This is a genomic window from Nocardia rhizosphaerihabitans, assembly GCF_014646295.1.
Classification (GTDB): Bacteria; Actinomycetota; Actinomycetes; order Mycobacteriales; family Mycobacteriaceae; genus Nocardia; species Nocardia rhizosphaerihabitans.
This window is the reverse complement of the sequence record NZ_BMNE01000002.1, coordinates 1,278,479-1,296,048: the sequence shown is the minus strand read 5'-3', so window position 1 is coordinate 1,296,048 and position 17,570 is coordinate 1,278,479. Positions and strand designations below refer to the sequence as shown.

At 69.5% G+C, this 17,570-nt stretch carries 6 protein-coding genes and 1 pseudogene; all 7 read left to right on the top strand.

Annotation, left to right across the window (positions count from 1 at the left end):
* Positions 1-41: 41 nt before the first annotated feature.
* The gene (locus IEY60_RS12460; protein ID WP_189027194.1) at positions 42-13,238 is read left to right on the top strand and encodes a non-ribosomal peptide synthetase; all 13,197 of its coding nucleotides are present in this window, start codon (positions 42-44) and stop codon (positions 13,236-13,238) included.
* Positions 13,235-14,248 carry an ATP-binding cassette domain-containing protein gene (locus IEY60_RS12455; protein ID WP_189027192.1) on the top strand — a complete coding sequence of 338 codons (1,014 nt, stop codon included), beginning with the start codon at positions 13,235-13,237 and terminating at the stop codon, positions 14,246-14,248. Before IEY60_RS12460 ends, IEY60_RS12455 begins: the two co-directional genes overlap by 4 nt.
* Entirely contained in the window at positions 14,245-15,063 is an 819-nt protein-coding gene (locus tag IEY60_RS12450) for an ABC transporter permease (protein ID WP_189027190.1), read from the top strand. The genes IEY60_RS12455 and IEY60_RS12450 overlap by 4 nt, the downstream gene beginning before the upstream one ends.
* Complete coding sequence (locus IEY60_RS12445) at positions 15,063-15,851, top strand: ABC transporter permease (RefSeq protein WP_189027188.1); 789 nt, start codon at positions 15,063-15,065, stop codon at positions 15,849-15,851. The genes IEY60_RS12450 and IEY60_RS12445 overlap by 1 nt, the downstream gene beginning before the upstream one ends.
* 49 nt (positions 15,852-15,900) lie before the next feature.
* Positions 15,901-16,992, top strand: coding sequence for an ABC transporter substrate-binding protein (locus IEY60_RS12440; RefSeq protein ID WP_189027185.1), 1,092 nt, complete (start codon positions 15,901-15,903; stop codon positions 16,990-16,992).
* Between the two features lie 42 nt (positions 16,993-17,034).
* Positions 17,035-17,253: a type II toxin-antitoxin system VapB family antitoxin gene (locus IEY60_RS12435; protein WP_189027183.1), complete on the top strand. Its 219-nt coding sequence runs from the start codon at positions 17,035-17,037 to the stop codon at positions 17,251-17,253.
* A gap of 157 nt (positions 17,254-17,410) precedes the next feature.
* A pseudogene (locus IEY60_RS35685) lies at positions 17,411-17,557 on the top strand (PIN domain-containing protein); the annotation flags it as partial.
* Between the last annotated feature and the right edge of the window lie 13 nt (positions 17,558-17,570).

Genomic DNA, 17,570 nt, shown 5'->3' with positions numbered 1-17,570 from the left:
GGTGAATACCGAGCTCCAGACATGAGAACGCAGGTCTGCTCATGACCCAGTCTTCCCTGCAGGGACCGGGCACCGCCGTACGCGACGGCGCCTTCCCCTTGTCCGCCGCCCAGCGCGGGATCTGGTTCGCCCAGCTGGTCGCGGGCGAGACCCCCATCTCCATCGCCCAGTACGTCGAACTGTCCGGACCGATCGACCACGAGCTGCTGACCGAGGCCGTCCGGCGCACCGGCCGTGAGTTCGGCACCGGCTATCTGCGGCTGATCGATATCGACGGTCAGCCGTATCAGCTCGTCGACCTGAGCCTCGACGCCGACATCGCCGAGCTCGATTTCCGGTCAGAGCCCGACCCGGAGCGAGCCGCGCGCGCCTGGATGCGCGCCGAGTACACCGCGCCGCTGGATGTGATGCGTGACCGGCTGATCTACCTGGCGATGCTGCGGGTCGGCGCGGACCGCTGGTTCTGGTACGTGCGGATGCATCACATCGTGCTGGACGGCATGGGCGCGCTGGCGCTGGTCCAGCGGGCGGGTGAGCTCTACAACGCCGCCTTCGAGGGCAGGGAGCCGCCGCCGAGCAAGGCCGAACCGCTGCAGAAGATCGTGGAGGCCGATCTGGCCTACCGGACCTCGGCCCGTTTCGAGGCCGATCGCCAGTACTGGCGCGAGCACCTGGCCGGCATGGCGGACCCGGTGAATCTCGCCGGCCGCGACGCCGAGGTCGACGCCCACCCCAACCGCGTCTCCGGCGCACTGCCCGCCGAGACGACCGCGCTGCTCGATTCCGTCGCGACGGCGGTGAACTCCGGTGTCGCGCCCACGGTAGTGGCCGCGTTCGGCGCCTACCTCGCCGCGATGACCGGCGCACCGGAGGTCGTGCTGAGCCTGCCGGTGTCGGCGCGGACCTCCGCGACGCTGCGCCGGTCGGGCGGCATGCTCGCCAATGTCGTCCCGTTGCGCGTCACCTTGACACCCCAGACCACGGTGGGCGCCGCGATCCTCGCCGTGCAGGGTGAGCTGACCGGCGCGCTGCGACGCCAGCGCTACCGGCAGGAGGACATCGTCCGCGATCTGGGCTGGGCGATGGACGAGGCGGCGTCGTTCGGTCCCGCCGTGAATCTGATGATGGTGGACACCAGGATCGCGCTCGGCCCGGTCGTCGGGCGGCTGCACGTGCTCACCTCCGGACTGATCGACGATCTGTTCGTCAATGTGTATCCCGGTGTGGGCGGCGAGAGTACCCACATCGATCTCCAGGGCAACGGAAACCTGTACAGCGAAGCCGAATTGGCGGCGCACCACGAGCGATTCCTGCTGTTCCTGCACCGTTTCCTCGTCGCGGGCCCCGATGCGCCGCTGTCGACGGTGCCCGTTCTTTCCGCCGCCGAGCAGGCGATGTCGGTGCCGGCACGTGGACCGGCAAGTGTCGAATCCCGCACGCTGCCCGAGATTCTCGCTGCGGGCGTCGCCATCGACCCGAATGCCGTGGCCCTGCGCTGGGGCGCGGGCGAGAAACTCACCTATCGCGAGGTCGACGAGTACTCGAACCGCCTCGCTCGCGTGCTGATCGCAGCTGGCGCTGGCCCTGAACACGGTGTCGCGCTGTCGATTCCGCGATCGGCCGAATCGGTCCTCGCGACCATCGCGGTGGCCAAGACCGGTGCGCCGTTCGTGCCGATCGATCCGACCTACCCCGCGGACCGGATCGAGCACATGGTGGGCGACAGCGGCGTGGTCACCGGCCTGACGGTCATCGAGGCGCGAAAGTCGCTGCCGGACAGTGTCGATTGGCGCTCGATCGACGACGAGGCGACCGCCCTGCTCATCGCCGCGCAGGACGCCGGTCCGATCACCGATGCCGAACGGCGGGCCCCGATCCACCCGGATCAGGTCGCCTATGTCATCTATACCTCCGGCTCGACCGGCTTGCCCAAGGGCGTACTCGTGTCGCACCGTGGTCTGGCGAATCTGGTCGCCAGTTCTGGGGCGGGATTCGGCGTCGATGCGGAATCCGTTGTCGCCCATGCAGTGTCACCGAGCTTCGATATCTCCGTCGAGGAGATCCTGGTGACGCTGGCCACGGGCGCCACCCTCGCGGTGGTGCCGCCGTCGGCGTACGCGGGTGAGGAGATGGCGCAGGTGCTGCGCGCGCATCGTGTCACCCATCTCAATGTCACGCCCGCCGTCGTCGGCTCGCTCGATCCGGACACGCTCCCCGATTTGCGCACCATTGTGGTCGGCGGTGACGCGTGCCCGCCGGAACTGGTGTCGAAGTGGTCCGGTCGGGCACTGATCAACGGCTACGGCCCCACCGAGACCACCATCACGACAACGCTGACCGAGCCGCTGACCCCGGGTGCGCCGGTGACGATCGGCAGCCTCGTCCGCGGTGTCACCGGCCTGGTCCTCGACCCGTGGTTGCGTCCCGTCCCCGCGGGCACCGTGGGTGAGTTGTACCTCGCGGGCCCCGGTGTGGCGCGCGGCTATCACCGGCGCAGCGGGTTGACCGCGAGCCGATTCGTCGCCGATCCCCACGCACCCGGCCGGCGGATGTACCGCACCGGCGATCTGGCGCGCTGGACCGACGACGACGGCCGGTTCACGCTGGTTTACCAGGGCCGCAGCGACTTCCAGGTGAAGGTGCGCGGCTACCGGATCGAACTCGGCGAGATCGACGCCGCCTTGGAAGGCCTACCCGAGATCGATTTCGCGCTCACCCTCGGTGTCGACACCGCCGCGGGCGCGACCGCGCTGGTCTCCTATGTGACGACGACACCCGGCGCCGAGGTGCATCCCGAAGCGGTGAAGGCCGCTGTCGGCGAACAGCTCCCGGCCTACATGGTGCCGTCGGTCGTCATGGTGCTCGATCGTGTTCCGCTCACGCCGCTCGGCAAGGTCGACCGCAAGGCATTGCCCGCACCGGATTTCGGCGCCCGCACGGTCACCAGCCGGGCACCGTCCACGCCGCGCGAGGAAGCACTCGCCGCGCTCTTCGCCGAGGTCCTCGGACTCGACACGGTCGGGGTCGACGACAGCTTCTTCGCCCTCGGCGGCGACAGTATCGTCTCCATTCAGCTGGTCTCCCGCGCGAAGGCGGCCGGGATCGCGTTCAGCGCCAGGGATGTCTTCGAGCGCAAGACGGTCGCCGCACTGGCCGCCGTGGCGGGCGAGACCGAGGTCCATGTGGTGCACGAGCTGCCCGGCGGCGGCATCGGACCCGTGGAACTCACCCCGATCGTGCACGCCATGGTGGAACACGGTGACACGTGGGGCCGGTACGGCCAGGCGGTCTTGATCGGCCTGCCCGCGAGCACCACGCGGGCGTCGCTCGCCGCCGCCCTCCAGGTGCTGATCGACCACCACGATCTGCTGCGATCCACCCTGCGCGCCACCGATGGCGGCTGGGAATGGGTTGTCGCCGAACCGAATTCGGTCGACGCGGATGCCCTGATCGAAGTGGTGCAGGCCGGTTCCGAACTCGACGTCACGATCGAGAGCGAATTGCAGCACGCCGCCGATCTGCTCGATCCCACCGCCGGTGTCGTAGCCCGCTTCGTGCTGATCGAGCGTCCGGACGACCCGCCACTGTGCTGGCTGGTCCTGCACCACCTGGTCACCGACGGCGTCTCCTGGCGAATCCTGCTGCCGGACTTGGCGACCGCGGCCTTCGGCGGCACCCTCGAGCCGGTCGGCACCTCGTTCCGGCGCTGGGCACACGGCCAGGTGGAGCAGGCAGCCACACGGATCGACGAACTGCCGTTGTGGCAGCGCATTCTGGCGACACCCGACCCGGCCCTCGGTACGGACACCTTCGATCCGGCTGTCGATGTCGTCGACACCATGGCGCAGTGGCAGACGACGATCCCGTCGGATGTCGCCCATACCGTCCTCACCACCCTGCCCGAGCAATTCCATTGCGGCGCAGACGATGTCTTGCTCGCCGCGCTGACGATGGCGGTCTGCCGGTGGCGCGACCGCACCGGCGCGCTGATGATCCTGGAAGGCCACGGCCGCAGCGAATCCTTGCTGCCCGGCGCCGATGTCGCGCGCACGGTCGGGTGGTTCACCAGCGTGTATCCGGTGGCTGGCGACCTGGCCGGACTCGACCTCGACGACGCGTTCGCCGGTGGCCGCGCGGCGGGATCGGCGATCAAGGCGACCAAGGAACAACTGCGCGCACTGCCCGATCGCGGGGTCGGCTTCGGCCTGCTGCGCTACCTGAACAGCGAGACGGCGGCGACGCTGGCCGACGCGCCGACGCCCCAGCTGAGCTTCAACTACCTGGGCCGGGCGGTCACCGGCGGCCACGACGCCTGGGTACCGCAACGCTTCGCGGCGACCAACGACGACCGCGCGCCCCTGGCCGCCGTCGTCGACATCAATGCCGTCCTCACCGACGCGGGCCTGGACGTCACCTGGGCGTACGCGGGCAGGCTGCTCGACGAGACCGCCGTGCGCGACCTGGCCGACCTGTGGTCCGCGGCGCTGGACGCCCTCGTCGCCCACGCGCGCAGCGGCGTCTCGGGTGGCCGCACCCCCTCGGACTTCGCGCTCGTCACGCTCGACCAGCCCCAGATCGACACCTGGGAACGGACCTACCCGAACCTCGCCGACGTGTGGCCGCTGTCGCCGTTGCAGTACGGCCTGCTCTTCCACGCGCTCTACGACTCCGACACCGCCGACGGCTACACGGTCCAGTCACTGCTCACCCTGGCGGGCACCGTCGACGCCGCCCGCCTGCGCGGCGCCGCGCAGGCGCTGATCGATCGGCACGAGAACCTGCGGGTCGCTTTCGTGGAGACCGACGACGGCCCACGTCAGCTGGTGCTCACCGATGCCGAGATCCGCTGGGACGACATCGATCTCATCGGCATCGCCGACGAGGCGGAGCGGGCGCGCGAACTCGACCGCATCATCGCCCTCGACGCGCTGACCCGCTTCGAACTCACCCGACCCCCGCTGGTCCGCTTCACCCTGGTCCGCACCGCGCCAGGGGAATTCCGGCTCATCATGACCAATCACCATCTGGTACTGGATGGTTGGTCGACACCGCTGCTGGTTCGGGAACTGCTCACGCTGTACGTCACCGCCGGTGACCCGTCGGTCCTGCCGCCCGCGCGCTCGTACCGGGAATTCCTGTCCTGGCTGGGCGAACAGGATGCCGAGGCATCGATCGCCGCATGGAAGCAGGCGCTGGCCGGTATCGATACGCCGACCCGCGCCGTCCCCACCCTGGCCGGCATCGAGTCGACCGAAACCGCGATGATCTCGCACGACCTGTCCGCCGAGACCGTCGCCGTCCTCGAATCCGCGGCGCGCGAAGCGGGCGCGACGGTGAACACCCTGGTCCAGGCGGCGTGGTCGATGCTGCTCGCCATGCTCACCGGCCGCACCGATGTGATGTTCGGCAGCACGGTCTCCGGCAGGCCGCCGGAGCTGCCCGGTGTCGAGGACATGGTCGGGTTGTTCATCAACACCGTCCCGGTCCGGGTGACGCTGGACCCCGCGGAAAAGGTCAGCGACCTGCTGGCCCGCGTGCAAGCCGAGCAGGCACGACTGATGGACCACCAGCACGTCGGCCTGGCCGCGATCCACCGCGCCGTCGGTCTCGCCGAACTGTTCGACACGCTGACCGTCTTCGAGTCCTATCCCATCGACCGCGAGGCGCTGTCGCAGGCCCTGGACATCGCGGGCATGCGCGTGCTCGACGTGGAGGGCACCGACGCGACGCCGTATCCGCTCAACCTCATGGTGATTCCGCTGCGCGGCACCGCCGGAGCGGGCGACTCCCTGCGGATCACCGTGAAGTTCATGGCCGATCAGCTCGAACACGCTGCCGCGCAATCATTCCTGGATCGCTTCGTCCGGCTGCTCGGGCAGCTCGCCGAGAACCCGCACACTCTCGTCTCGCAACTCCAGTACTGCGACGACACCGAATTGGCCACGCTGGCGCCGGTCCGCGGCCCGAGCCCGCTGCCGATGCGGACGCTGCCGGAAATCCTGGCGGCGGGTGCGCGCATCGATCCCGACGCGATCGCGGTCAGCGCGGGCGAACTGTCCATGAGCTACGGCGAACTCGATGCCTGGTCGAACCGGTTCGCCCGCGTCCTGCTCACTCGCGGCGTCGGGCCCGAGGTGTTCGTGGTTCTCGCGCTGACCCGGTCGCTGGAGTCGGTGGTCGCGGTCTGGGCGCTGGTCAAGTCGGGCGCGGCTTTCGTGCCGCTGGATCCGAGCTATCCGGTGGAACGGATCGAGCACATGCTCACCGATTCCAAGGCGCCGATCGGCGTCACCGTGACGGCGACCGGTGAGACACTGCCCGGCACCATCGACTGGCTGCTCCTGGACGACCTGAACACCATGCGACGCGCCCTGCTGGTCTCCGACGCGCCGATCACCGACGACGAACGCGGCGGCCCCATCGACCTCGACCACACCGCCTACCTCATCTACACCTCCGGTTCCACCGGCAAACCGAAGGCGGTGCTGCTCAGCCACCGCGGCGTCGCGAATCTCACTGCCGCCCAACGCGACACCCTCGCGCTCGATCCGTCCGCGAGCGCACTGCAGGTCGCCTCCCCCAGTTTCGACGCCTCGGTCTTCGAGATGCTCACCGCGCACGCGGCGGGCGGACGGCTGGTCGTGTCGCCGCCGGAGGTCTACGGCGGCAGCGAACTCGAGGCGCTGCTGCGCACCGAGCGGGTCACCCACGCGGTGATCACGCCGTCCGCGCTGGCGACGATGGAACCCACCGAGCTGACCGAGCTGCGAGTGCTCTCGGTCGCCGGCGAGGCGGCCACGCCGGAGCTGATCGAGAAGTGGGCGGCGGGCAGGCGGATGGTGAACCTGTACGGCCCCACCGAGTTCAGCATCTGGGCCACCGGTCCCGCGGAACTCGTGGCCGGCGAGCCGATCACCATCGGCGGGCCGATCCGCGGCGCGGAGGTGGTGGTGCTGGACGGCTGGTTGCGGCCGGTTCCGGTCGGCATCCAGGGCGAGCTGTATCTGGCCGGGCCCGCGCTGGCACGCGGCTATTTCAACCGGTTCGAGATGACCGCGAGCCGGTTCGTCGCCAATCCCTACGGCGCCGCCGGTGAGCGCATGTACCGGACCGGTGACATGGTGCGCTGGGTCGAGCACGACGACGAGCTCGCACTGGAATACCTGGGCCGCAGCGATTTCCAGGTCAAGATCCGCGGCCTGCGGATCGAGCTCGGTGAGATCGACGCGGTGCTCTCCCGCGACGACGAGGTCGACTACGCCGTCACCATCGGACGCGCCGGCCCGGCGGGCGCGACCGTCCTGGTGTCCTATGTGCTGCCCGTGCCAGGTATCGACCTCGATACCGAGCGGCTGCGAGCGTGGGTGGCCTCGGAGCTGCCCGGCTACATGGTGCCCGCCTACGTGGTCGTGCTGGACGACATCCCGCTCACCCCGGTCGGCAAGCTGGACCGCAAAGCCCTTCCGGTGCCGGACTTCTCGGCCGCGCAGCGGCCCTACCTCGCACCGCGCACACCGACCGAGCAGGCCGTCGCCGAGGTGTTCGCCGAGGTACTCGGCACCGATCGGGTGAGCGTCGACCAGTCCTTCTTCGAACTCGGCGGCAACTCGCTGAGCGCGACAAAGGTTGTCGCCCGGGTGAATTCGGCACTCGGCTCCACCATCGCGCTGCGCGACCTGTTCGACGCGCCGACCGCCGCGCAACTGTCATCCCGGGTCGTCCCCGCCGGTGACGGCGGCCCCGGCCGCCCAGCCCTCGCCCCGCGCCTGCGCCCCGACCGCATCCCCCTGTCCCCCGCGCAACAGCGCATGTGGGTGCTCAACCAGCTGGACCCGGACTCGGCCGCCTACAACATCGCGATCGCCCTGCGCCTCACCGGCGACCTGGATGTGGCCGCCATGCGCCGCGCGCTCGCCGATGTGGTGCAACGCCAGGAAAGCCTGCGCACCCGATACCCCGCCGACGCCGAAGGACCACGTCAGGTGGTAGTCGGCATGGACACCGCCACCCCCGCCCTCCCTGTGATCGATACCGAAGACGGTGCGCCGCTGCGTGCTCGGATCAACGAGCTGGCGGGCACCGGATTCGATCTCGCCAAGGAAGCCCCACTGCGCGTCGGGTTGTTCCGGCTCGCCTCCTCCGTCCACGTCATCGTGCTCGTGGTGCACCACATCAGTGCGGATGGCGCATCGATGGCTCCCTTGGCGGCCGATCTGGTCACCGCTTATTCGGCGCGCGCAGCAGGCAACGCGCCCACCTGGTCACCGCTCGCCGTGCAATACGCCGACTTCGCCCTGTGGCACCGCGAACTGCTCGGCAGTCAGACAGACCCGGAATCTGTGGCAGCACGGCAGATTCGGTACTGGAGCGAAACCCTCGCGGGCACTCCCGACGCACTGGAGCTGCCGGCCGACCGCCCCCGGCCCGCGGTGCAGACCATGCGCAGCGACGATGTCGATTTCACCATCGACGACCAGATGCACCGCGCCCTGGTCGATTTCGCCGCCGCCAACAATGTCAGCGTTTTCATGGTGGTGCACGCCGCGCTCGCGGTCCTGCTGGCCCGGCTCGGCAGCACCGACGATGTCGTCATCGGCACCCCCGTCGCCGGTCGCGGTGAGGCGGCGCTCGACGAGCTCGTCGGCATGTTCGTCAACACCCTGGCCCTGCGCACACCCGTCGACTCCGGCACCGGGTTCCGCCAGTTGCTCGCCACGGTCCGCACCGCCGACCTCGACGCGTTCGCCCACGCCGATGTGCCGTTCGAGCAGCTGGTCCAGGTGCTCGACCCCACCCGCTCGACCGCCCACCACCCGATCTTCCAGGTCTCGCTGTCGCTGCAAAATTACGTCGAACCGGTGCTCGAACTGCCCGGATTGCGTTTCGAGGTAGAGGATTTCGACCGCAGCTCCTCGGCCTTCGATCTCACGCTCGACCTGCGCGAGCGCTTCGACGAGTCCGGCCCCGCGGGCTTCGACGGCGTCCTGACCTATGCGACCGACCTCTTCGACACCGCGACGGTCCGCGCGTTCGCGACACGGTGGCGGCGGGTGCTCGCTGCCGTGCTCGCCGATATCGACCTCCGCCTCGCCGACATCGACCTGCTCGACGACTCCGAACGCGCGGAACTGATCCCGGTCCGCGGCCCCGCCGCCGTCGGCACGAAGACACTGCCTCAGCTACTCGCCGACACGGCCACGGCATTCCCCGAGCGACCAGCGCTGGTGTCGGCAGCGACCACCACCTACCGCCAACTCGACGCCCACTCGAACCAGCTGGCTCGGCTACTGATCGAAGCCGGTGCAGGCACGGAAACCGTAGTGGCACTTGGTCTCCCCCGCTGCGCCGAACTGCACACCGGCATCTGGGCCGCCGCCAAGGTGGGCGCGGCCTTCCTGCCGGTCGACCCGAAGCACCCAGCCGACCGGATCGAGCACATGCTCACCGATTCGGGCGCACAGGTCGGCCTGACCCTGGCCGCCTACCGGCCGCAGCTCCCGGACACCACCCGCTGGCTGGTCCTCGACGACCCGGACTTCGCCGCGAGCCTGCGCGCAGCCGACGATGCCGCACTCACCGCCGACGAACTTCCCCTCCCGATCCGGGTCGACAACCCCGCCTGGATGATCTACACCTCCGGTTCCACCGGAACACCGAAGGGCGTCACCGTCACCCACCGCGGCCTGGCCGACCTCGTGGCAGCCCAACGCGCCGACCTCACCCTGGACGAGCACTCCCGCGTCTTGCAGGTCGCCTCACCGAGTTTCGACGCCTCGGTCTTCGAGGCCCTGATGGCATTCGGTTGCGGCGCCGCCTCGGTGATCTCACCGCCGGATGTCTTCGGCGGCGCCCCGCTCGCGGAACTCATCGCGGCCGAGTCGGTCACCCACATGGTGATCACCCCGTCGGCGCTGGCCACCATCGATCCGGCCGAGGTGTCGAGCGTGCGGGTGCTCGCGGTGGCCGGCGAGGCGGTCGGCCCCGATCTGGTGGCCCGCTGGTGTGGCGGTCCGTCCGGCCGGACGATGGTCAACCTGTACGGGCCGACCGAGTACACCATCTGGGCGACCGGGTCCGCGCCGCTGTCGGCGGACGAACCGGTCACCATCGGCACACCGATCCGCGGTGCGGCCGTCCTCGTCCTCGACGACCGGTTGCGCCCGGTACCCGTCGGCGTCGCGGGCGAGCTCTATCTCACCGGGACAGCCTTGGCGCGGTGCTACCACGCCCGGCCGAGCCTGACCGCCGCGCGATTCGTCGCCAATCCCTACGGCGCCCCCGGCGAACTCCTGTATCGCACCGGCGATCTCGTGCGCTGGACCCGCAGCACCGGCCGACTCACCGTGGAATACCTCGGCCGCACCGACTTCCAGGTGAAGGTGCGTGGCCAGCGCATCGAACTCGGCGAGATCGATGCGGTACTCGGTCGCCTCGACGGCGTCGATGTCGCGGTGACACTCGGTGTTCCCGGACCCACCGGCGCGACCGCCCTCGCGGCCTACCTGGTGCGCGCCCCCGGCGCCGACCTCGACATCGCGCGGGTCCGCGCCGAAGCCGCCGACATCCTGCCTGCCTACATGGTCCCGGCCGCTTTCGTCGTCCTGGACTCGATCCCCATCAACGCCGTCGGCAAACTCGATCGGAAAGCCTTGCCGGAACCCGTTTTCGTGGTCGAGGAGACTCCGTACCGAGCGCCTGAGACACCGACCGAACACGTCCTGGCACAGCTCTACGCCGAACTGCTCGGCCGCGAGAAGGTGGGCATCGACGATTCGTTCTTCGCCCTCGGCGGCGACAGCATCCTGGCGATCCAGCTGGTGACCCAGGCGAAACTGGCAGGCGTGCACTGCACCCCGCTGCAGGTGTTCGAACATCGCACGGTGGCCGCGCTCGCCGCCGCCGTCGACGCCGCCGGCGCGGTGCAGGCGCTCGAGGAACTGCCCGGTGGCGGCATCGGCGCACTGCCGCTGACCCCGATCGTGCGCTACATGATCGAGCGCGGCGGCGATTTCGACCGCTTCGCCCAGACCGCCGTCCTGGAGCTGCCCGTCGGCATCGAGCGTGCGCAGCTCGTCGAGACCCTCACCGCCGTGATCGATCGGCACGACATGCTGCGTGCGCGCCTGTGGCAGGCCGAGGACGACTGGCAGCTGCGGGTGGCCGACCCGGGTTCGGTCGACGTGGATTCCCTCGTGCACCGCACCGAGTACGACGCCGCCGACCCGGTCGAGCTGCGCGAATACGCCCAGATCGAGCTCGACTCCGCCATGAACCGCCTCGACCCGGCCGACGGCGTGGTGCTGCAATTCGTCTGGCTCGACCCGGTCGGTGACGCGGGGTCGCGCACCAGGCCGGGCCGCCTGATCGTCGTCGCGCACCACCTCGTCATCGACAGCGTCTCGTGGCGAATCCTGGTGCAGGACCTGATCGGTGCGTGGGCACAGGTGTCGGTCGGCAACACCCCGGTCCTCGCCGACGTCGGCACCTCCGTGCGCCGCTGGTCGCACGCGCTGACCGAACAAGCGCGCAGCGAGCGGCGCCGGGCCGAACTCGGCTACTGGCAGCAGGTCGTCGGCGGTCCCGACCCGCTGCTCGGGGACCGGCCCCTCGATCCGGCGATCGACCAGGCCAACACCGTGCGCCGCCTCGACATCGAAGTCGACGACAACGTCACCACCGCGCTGCTCACCACCCTGCCCAGGCTGTTCCACGGCAGCGTCACCGACGCGTTGCTCGCCACCATGGCACTGGCGCTCGTGCGCTGGCGTGCGCGCCGCGGCGTGCACGAGCACTCGGCGCTGCTGCGGCTGGAAGGCCATGGCAGGCAGGAGGAAGTCGTGCCCGGCGCCGACCTGTCGCGAACCATGGGCTGGTTCACCTCGCTGTACCCGGTGCGCCTGGACCTCGCCGGTATCGACGTCGAGGACGCGCTCGCCGGCGGCCCCGCCATGGGCGCGGCGATCCGCGCGGTCAAACACCAGCTCCTGGCGGTGCCGGACAAGGGCATCGGCTTCGGCATGCTGCGCTACCTCGATCCCGAGACGGCCGCCCAGCTCCCGCAGCGACTCCCCGGGCAGATCCTCGTGAACTACCTCGGCAGGCACACGACGGCCGAGGTCCCCGCCGGGCTGGAAGGCCTCGGCTGGCTGCCCACCGACGACCTCGGCGATCTGCGCGCGGACGAGCATCCCGAGGTCCCGATCATGCAGGCGATCGACGTGAACGCCCTGGTTGTCGGCAACCGATTGCGCGCCGACTTCGGCTACCCCGAACACCTGCTCGCCCGCGACGATGTCGCCGAACTCGCCCAGCTGTGGGCCGAAGCCCTCGGCGCGGCAGCGCATTTCGCCGCCACCCCCGCCGCCCAGACGGCCTCGGCCGAGGAAACCGCCGCCCTCGCCGCGCAGACGGCAGCTGCCGCCGAGCCCGCCGCCGCCGGACCTGCCGGGCTGGGTCTCGATGTGCTGCTACCGATCCGGCTCGGCGGCGATCGCCCCGCCCTGTTCTGTGTGCACTCGTCGTCCGGAATGTCCTGGAGCTACCTGGGATTCGCCGAACAGCTCGCACCGGGCCGACCGATCTACGGACTCCAAGCCCCCGACCTCAGCGGCCGCGAGCCATCGGCCCGCTCCATCGAGGAGTTCGCGCGACGGTATGTGCGCGAGATCCGCGCGGTGCAGCCGAGCGGTCCCTATCACCTGCTGGGCTGGTCGTTCGGCGGTCTGATCGCCCAGGCCATGGCGGTCGAACTGGCCGCGGCGGGCGAGCGCGTCGGCGTGGTGGCGCTGCTGGACACCGACACCGCCGATATCGACGGCGACACCATCGAACGCCTGTCACCGGGCGCCTTCATCAACACATTCGGCTCGATCTTCGGCATCGACAATGTCCCCGCCGACGCCACCGCCGCGGAAGCGGCCGACCTCATCACGGCCGAGCTCGGCGGCGTCGAACTCATCGACGCCGCCACCATCGAGCGCATGGCGGGCTCCTACAACGCCTCCGCGGGAACACGGACCGGCTATCAACGCCCGGTCTACCACGGCGACATCCTCTATTTCAGCGCCACCGTCGACCCCTCCCCGTGGATGGGCCCGGACGGCTGGCGACCCTACGTGACCGGCGACATCGTCAACTGCGATGTCGACGTGACCCACGACGAGATGACCAATCCCCATGCACTGTCGGTCATCTCGCCGGTACTCGACGAGCACATGGAAGCAGGAGACCGGATATGAGCGTCGAACGCACTGTCATCCAGAGCCCGACAGCCACCTCCGGTGGCGTGGTCGTCGAAGGGATCGAGAAATCCTTCGGCGATGTGCACGCGCTGCGCGGCGTCGACTTCGTGGCGGCGCCAGGTGAGGTGCTCGGCATCCTCGGCCCCAACGGCGCGGGCAAGACGACCATGGTGAACGTCCTCTCGACGCTCATCACGCCCGATCGCGGCCGCGCGGTGGTCGCCGGGCACGATGTCGTCGCCGACCCGGCGGCAGTCCGTCGATGCATCATGTTGACCGGGCAATACGCCGCCCTCGACGACATGCTCAGCGGTTACGAGAACCTGGTCATGTTCGGCAGGCTCATGGGTCTGCGCAAACCCGCCGCCCAGGCCCGCGCCAGGGAACTGATCAGCGAATTCGATCTCGACAAAGCCGCGAACCGACGGGTCGGCACCTACTCGGGCGGCATGCGGCGACGTATCGATATCGCCTGCGGGCTGGTGGTGCGCCCGGACGTGGTCTTCCTCGACGAGCCGACCACCGGCCTGGATCCCCGCAGCAGGCAGGGGGTCTGGGATCTGGTGCGCAGCTTCAAGGCCGCGGGCATCACGACCCTGCTCACCAGCCAATACCTGGAGGAAGCCGATGCCCTCAGCGATCAGATCATCGTGATCGACCACGGCGTGGTGATCGCCGCAGGCACAGCGGACGAACTGAAACAGCGGATCGGCGGCAGCTACTGCGAGATCGTCCCGCTCGATCTCGAGGAGCTGCCCGCCATCGCCACCGCGCTCGGCTCGTTGCTGCCCGCGGAGATCCTGGCGGCGATGACACCGGAATCGGATCGCATCACCATTCCCGCGCCGGATGGCGCCAAGACGCTCGCCGAGGCGCTGCGGCGGCTGGACAACGCGGCGATCGAACTCGTCGACATCGCCCTGCGGCGCCCGTCGCTCGATGACGTGTTCCTGCAACTCACCGGCCATCTGGCCTCGGCCGAGAGCGAATCGGAGGCCGTCTCATGACGGCCACCCTGTGGCACACCCACGTTCGCGCCGCGCCGGACACGGTGCAGCAGTGGTGGGTACTGACCACACGGCTGATCGTGCCCTCGGTCAAGTCAGGGGAGGTCTTGATGTCGGTGGTGGCGCCGGTGGCGTTCGCCGCCAGCTTCTACATCCCGCTCAATACCGTGATGATGTTCTCCGGCAACGGTTTCAGCAGCTACGCCCAGTACATGATGCCGCTGGTGGTCCTGCAATCCGCGGCGTTCACCGCCATCTCGGCGGCCTTCCGGTCGGCCAGCGATGCCGTGGCCGGACTCAATCGCCGCTTCGGCTCGATGCCGCTGCGCCCGCTCGTTCCCGTCGCGGCGCGGATGTCGGCCAACATACTCCGGGCGCTGATCGCGCTGGCCGGGGCGGTCGTGGCGGGCTATGTCATCGGCTTCCGCTTCCGGCTCGACGCGTGGCATACCCTCGGGTTCCTGGCGTTCTCGCTGGTCATCGGCATCGTGTTCACCCTCGGCGCTGATGTCATCGGCACCGCGTCCAAGAGTCCGGAGGCGACATCGCAGCTACTCGTGCTGCCGCCGTTGATCTTGGGCATGCTCTCGACCGGTCTCGCACCGGCGAGCCAGTTTCCCAGCTGGATCCAGTGGTTCGTCCGCAATCAGCCCGTCTCGCAATATGCGATCGCGCTGCGCGCGCTGGCCGGTGACACCGCGGGCAACGCGGGGACGGTGAGCTGGTCGCTGATGGGGCCACCGTTGCTGTGGGCCGCGGGCACCCTGCTGCTCTGCGTGCCACTGGCCATCCGGCTCAGTTCGAGGAGGGCGTGATGCTGGAGCGTTCGGAGACCTCGCCGGTTTCGCTGATCCGGCACACGCTGATCCAGACGCAGCGCCTGCTGGTGCGCTGGGCACGCAGTCCGATCACCGTGCTGGAGACGCTGCTCATCCCGTGTCTGCTGCTGATCATGCTGGACATCGTCGTCGGCGGTCAGATCGAGAAGTTCACCGGTGACGACGCCCTCTACGGTTCGGTCCCGATGGTCGCCGTCGTCGGCGCGCTCTCCGGCGCCGTCGCGAGCGGCGTCCTGCTCGGCCGCGAACGAGAAGCCGGTCTGCTGGCCCGGTTCTGGGTGCTGCCGGTGCACCGGGCCTCCGGTCTCGTCTCACGCATCCTCGCCGAGGGCTGCCGCATCGTGCTCGGCACCGTGGCCGTGGTGATCGTCGGTTTCCTGCTCGGCTTCCGCTTCCACCAGGGCCCGTTGGCGACATTCGCGTTCCTGCTGGTGCCGGTGATCTTCGGGCTCTCGTTCGCCACGATCGTGACCGCCGTCGCCGTCTTCACCGCGAAAACCTCACTGGTCGAGACCATTACCATCGTCACCTCGCTGATGATGTTCTTCAGCACCGGCTTCGTCCCGCTGATCGCCTTTCCGGAGTGGATTCAGCCGATCGTGCGCAACCAGCCGATGTCGGTCGCCGTCGACGCCATGCGCGGGCTCTCCGACGAAGGCCCGATCGCGCGCCCCCTGATCCTCACCCTGCTCTGGTCGTTCGGCGCCCTCGCGCTGTTCGCCGTGCCCGCCACCATCGGCTTCCGGCGCGCGAGCAGGCAGTGAGATCGGGCCGCGGCGCCCACGTCAGCGGCCACGCAGTACCCTCGTGCGCATGCCGGTGAGCGCCCCAGAACGCACCCGATTCCGTCGCACCGCGAAGCAGGGCCACCGCGCCCGCTCGCGCGGCATCGTCGCCGTCGCCGCGCTGCTGTGCGCGGCCGTGGTCACCGCGGGCTGCGCGGACAAGCACGACGACGCGAGCACGATCATCCGCACCACGACCAATATCGCCGGTGCTGGTGTGGTCGGCGCGGCGCGGGACACCGCGACCGCCTGCCCGCTGCCGAGCGCACCCGACGCCGCCGCGGGCGCGACCCGCACGGTCACCCATGCCGGTGGGGTCTCGGAGGTTCCCGCCGACCCGCAGCGCATCGTCGTGCTCACCAGCTCGGCGCTCGACGCGGCCTGCGCGGTCGGCCTGTGGGAGCGGGTCGCGGGCGCGGTCACCCTCGACGGCGAGCGTCCGCAGCCGATGTACCTGGGCTACGGCGTGCTGAAAGTACCCAGCGTCGGCCCGATCGGGCAGCCCGATCCCGCCCGCATCGCGGAACTGAAGCCCGACCTGATCCTCGGCGATGTCGCCCCCGCCGGCGGTTACGAGGCGCTGAGCGCGATCGCCCCGACCGTGCTGGTCGGCACCGGCGGCAGCTGGCAGTCCGATTTCGCGGGCTACGCCGCGGGCATGGGCCGCCGCGGCGCCGCCGACACCGCCCTGCAGACCTACCTGACCGAGGCCCGCGACCTCGGCAAAGCACTGAACGCCAGCCAGTCGCAGGCCTCGGTGCTGCGCTTCACCGCCGACACCACCCAGGTCCAGGGCACCGAGACCTTCGCCGCCCAGGTCCTGTCCGACGTCGGCGTGCAGCGTCCGACCGCCCAGCGCGGCACCTCCTTCGACATCGGCACCGCCGACCTGGCCACCAAAGCCGAAGGCGACCTCATCTACGTGATGTTCGCCGGCAAAGCAGGCGAAGACCACGGCAAGCAGGTCCTGCGCTCGGACGAGTTCGAGGCCCTCAGCGCCTCCACCGACCGCCGCGTCTTCGCCGTCGACGACAGCATCTGGCACACCACCGGCCTCACCGCCGCCCGCGCTGTCCTCACCGACCTGCGCAACAGCCTCAACGGCTACGTCACCGACTGACCGGCAGGACTGGAACATCGGATATCTGGCGGGGTGAAGGCAGTGGCTACATCGAAGACTCCGATCGAGATCGACCTGGAAGCGCTGGCGACCGCTGCCGAGGTTCTCGGCACCAAGACCAAGAAGGACACCGTCAACGCGGCTCTGCGCGAGGTCGGGCAACGTCTTGTCCGGATGCGCGCGCTCGCCGCCCTCGGCGACATGGCTGACCGCGGTGACTTCGACGAGTCCCTCGGCAACAAGTCCGCCTACCGTCGGTGACCCCGGCCATCCACCTCCTCGACACGTCGGGACTGTTCCACATCGCAACGGAGCCATACCAGAAGTCCTGGGCAGATCAGCTGACCGCGGGTGTGATCGCGATCTGCCCCATCGTCGACTGGAGTTTCTCTACCCGGCCCGATCACTGGCGGACCGGATGGAAAGGCAACGGCACCTACGCGACCTTTTCGGCTGGGTGACCATGCCCGACCGGGTCGTCGAACGCGCCGCCGAAGTACAGCAACTGATGACCGAACACGGGCTGCATCGTTCGGCAGGCCCTGTCGACCTGCTCATCGCCGCCACTGCCGAGCATC

Excerpts from the sequence above, each read along its gene's own strand:
- IEY60_RS12460 (WP_189027194.1), top strand. The coding sequence starts at position 42 with ATGACCCAGTCTTCCCTGCAGGGACCGGGCACCGCCGTACGCGACGGC.
- IEY60_RS12455 (WP_189027192.1), top strand. The coding sequence starts at position 13,235 with ATGAGCGTCGAACGCACTGTCATCCAGAGCCCGACAGCCACCTCCGGT.
- IEY60_RS12450 (WP_189027190.1), top strand. The coding sequence starts at position 14,245 with ATGACGGCCACCCTGTGGCACACCCACGTTCGCGCCGCGCCGGACACG.
- IEY60_RS12445 (WP_189027188.1), top strand. The coding sequence starts at position 15,063 with ATGCTGGAGCGTTCGGAGACCTCGCCGGTTTCGCTGATCCGGCACACG.
- IEY60_RS12440 (WP_189027185.1), top strand. The coding sequence starts at position 15,901 with ATGCCGGTGAGCGCCCCAGAACGCACCCGATTCCGTCGCACCGCGAAG.